The 2387-nt window shown below is 64.9% G+C and carries 2 protein-coding genes and 1 pseudogene; 1 reads left to right on the forward strand and 2 read right to left on the reverse strand.

The genetic code is table 11. The annotated features are described in order from the left end of the window. Both EN939_RS30215 and EN939_RS30220 read right to left on the reverse strand, forming a co-directional pair. Positions 1–956, reverse strand: a pseudogene (locus EN939_RS30215) (AMP-binding protein); the annotation flags it as partial. Between the two features lie 123 nt (positions 957–1079). After that, positions 1080–1487: a tautomerase family protein gene (locus EN939_RS30220; RefSeq protein WP_127271318.1), complete on the reverse strand. Its 408-nt coding sequence runs from the start codon at positions 1485–1487 to the stop codon at positions 1080–1082. Between the two features lie 112 nt (positions 1488–1599). Here EN939_RS30220 and EN939_RS30225 point away from each other — a divergent pair. Then, on the forward strand, positions 1600–2387 hold a 788-nt coding region (locus EN939_RS30225), incomplete at its 3' end, for a LysR substrate-binding domain-containing protein (RefSeq protein ID WP_127271320.1).

The following is a 2387-nucleotide window of genomic DNA, read 5'->3' on the forward strand; positions in this document are numbered from 1 at the left end:
GCCGTATAGTTGATCATCGCCGCCACCCGGCCGGCCGACAGAAGGCCGGTGAGCGACAGCACGACGCCGTTGGCATTGGGCAGCATCACGCCGACCGCCTCGCCCGGAGCCGTCACCGCCTCAAAGCGCCTGCCCAGGACGCGGGCGCCGATGAACAGCTTGCGGTAGGTCAGCGCCCCGGAGATCACGTCCTCGATGATGGTATGCGAAGCGCCGACGCGGTCGGCGGCATCGCGCATGGCCAGGAACAGGCCACGATCGAGGTTGGTGCCGAAGAGCCGCGCCTCGGCGACACGGTCGAACAGCGCGTTGGTGTTCGAGGCCTGATCGGGGTTCCGCGCCACCAGTTCGGCGATGGTCATAGGTTCCAGCACGCTGATCGACAGCTGCGGAAACCAGTGTCGTGGCGCCTTGTCCGCGGGTGTCAGCGACACCGGCAGGCCGCGCGCGCCGCCGACGAAGATCGGCACGATCTTGGCATCGGCCTGCATGGCGATGCGGGTGACGGCACGAAACAACCGAAACATCTTGACGTCAGGCTCGACCGCATCCGGCAGATAGACGGCGAGCCGGCCCTTGCCCCTCAGCACGCGCACCAGCCGGCGGCTGACGAAGAGATGTTCGGCGTTGAAAGCGATGGTACGGCCAAGCTCGCGCCAAAGTTCAAGCCACGGCGAGCGCGCCGAGGCCTCGTCGAGTATGTGCAGTGTGTCTTCCGGCAGCAGCGACAGCATCAGCGCCGGTTCGAAGCGCGATTGATGCGAGATGACGTAGATGACTGGAGCCTGCGCCTGGCGGGCGATCCTGATACGGCTGTCGGCGATCCGGTAGGCGAGCTTGAACGGCACATAGAGCAGCGCCTGGGTAAAGCGCAGGCCGAGGCGGAATATTTCCACCACGCCGATCAGCAGCCAGGCCAGAACAAGACCCGCAAGCAGCGCCAGTGTCAGGACCATGCCGCGTCTCTCCCAACATTCTTAGCATCTCGGCTCTTTTGCGGCCGCTTCGGCCAGAACCTAGACGATGTGGGAGGAAGGTCAATGCGGAGCTTTTGCTTCCCTGGTGCGGGAAGCTGCTTGTCATGCCGCCTGCAGCCGTCCACTGATGAAACGAAATTCCTGCGTCTTGCCGCCATAGCCGTAAGCGGCTGCCGGCACTTCATGTACGAAGGCGTAGCTCTCCTCGTGCACGCCGCCCAGCAGACGGCCGAAGGCCGCGAAGATCGCCTTCAGATAGGCCTCCAGCTCAAGCTTGGTGTTGGTGCCGTCGACCACCTTGATATCAAGCCAGAACGTGTTGGTGCCGTGCTCGGCCAGCGACTTGCCGCCGGCGAACCAGTGCTGCGGATCGACATAGGACACGGCAACTGCCGTGATCGTCGGATCCTTGCGCAGCTGCGTGGCGGTGATTTCGGTAGCCTCCTCTGCGATGCGAGCGGAAAGCGCCGCGTCAGGCTTGCCGGTGACGCTGATGTTGATAATGGGCATTTTCTTCTCCTTGGCTTGAGCGGCGTCCGATCGCCGTTGAAACAACCATGCCACCACCTTTAGATCAAAAAAATCGAATTGTTTTTAACTGAAGCTTCGATAATATCGAAGTATGGAAACGCTGGATCCCGATCTGCTCCGAACCTTCCTTGCTTTCGTCGACAGCGGCTCGCTGGCCCAGGCGGCTGCAAGCGTCGGCCGTTCGCCCTCGGCGGTGACCACCCAGATGCAGCGGCTGGAAGAAATCGTCGGCGAGCCGCTGCTGGCGCCGCAAGGGCGAGGGCGCGGCTTGACCCCTGCAGGCGAAGACCTCGTCGGCCATGCCAGGCGGATCCTTGCCGCCCATCGCGAGGCCTGGCTGGCGCTCAAGGGCGCGCGCGCTGCCGGACGCGTCGCCATCGGCACTACGCAGGATTTCGCCGACAGCGGCCTGCCGGATCTGCTGCGTGCCTTCGCCGTCAGTCATCCGCGCGTCAGGATCGAACTGCGGGTCGGCCGCTCCGCCGAACTGGCGCAGGCGCTGCAGTCTGGCGGCCTCGATCTGGCGATCGTCATGCGCCAGGCGGCGGCGCCGGACGAAGTCGGCGTGCTGCGCGAGCCGATGATATGGCTATGCTCACAAAAGGGGCTGGCTTCGCGGCAGGAGGAACTGCCGCTGGCGCTGCTCGATCCGTATTGCGGTTTTCGCGAGGCAGCACTTGCCGCACTCGATGCGGCCGGCCGCCGCTACCGCATCGCTGCCGGCAGCGCCAGTCTGGCCGGCCTGCGCACGGCGGTGAACGCCGGTGTCGCGCTGACGCTGCGAACGGCTCGCTTTGCCCATTCCGGCATTGTCGAGGCGCCGCGCGAGCTTGGCCTGCCGCAGGTTCCAATGGCTGAGTTCGCCATCCGGCTGCGCAC

The sequence above is a fragment of the Mesorhizobium sp. M7A.F.Ca.CA.002.05.1.1 genome, assembly GCF_003998335.1.
GTDB lineage: Bacteria > Pseudomonadota > Alphaproteobacteria > Rhizobiales > Rhizobiaceae > Mesorhizobium.

What these genes read in the sequence shown, in the direction of transcription:
- EN939_RS30220 (WP_127271318.1), bottom strand. Translation starts at nt 1,487, where the DNA reads ATGCCCATTATCAACATCAGCGTCACCGGCAAGCCTGACGCGGCGCTT.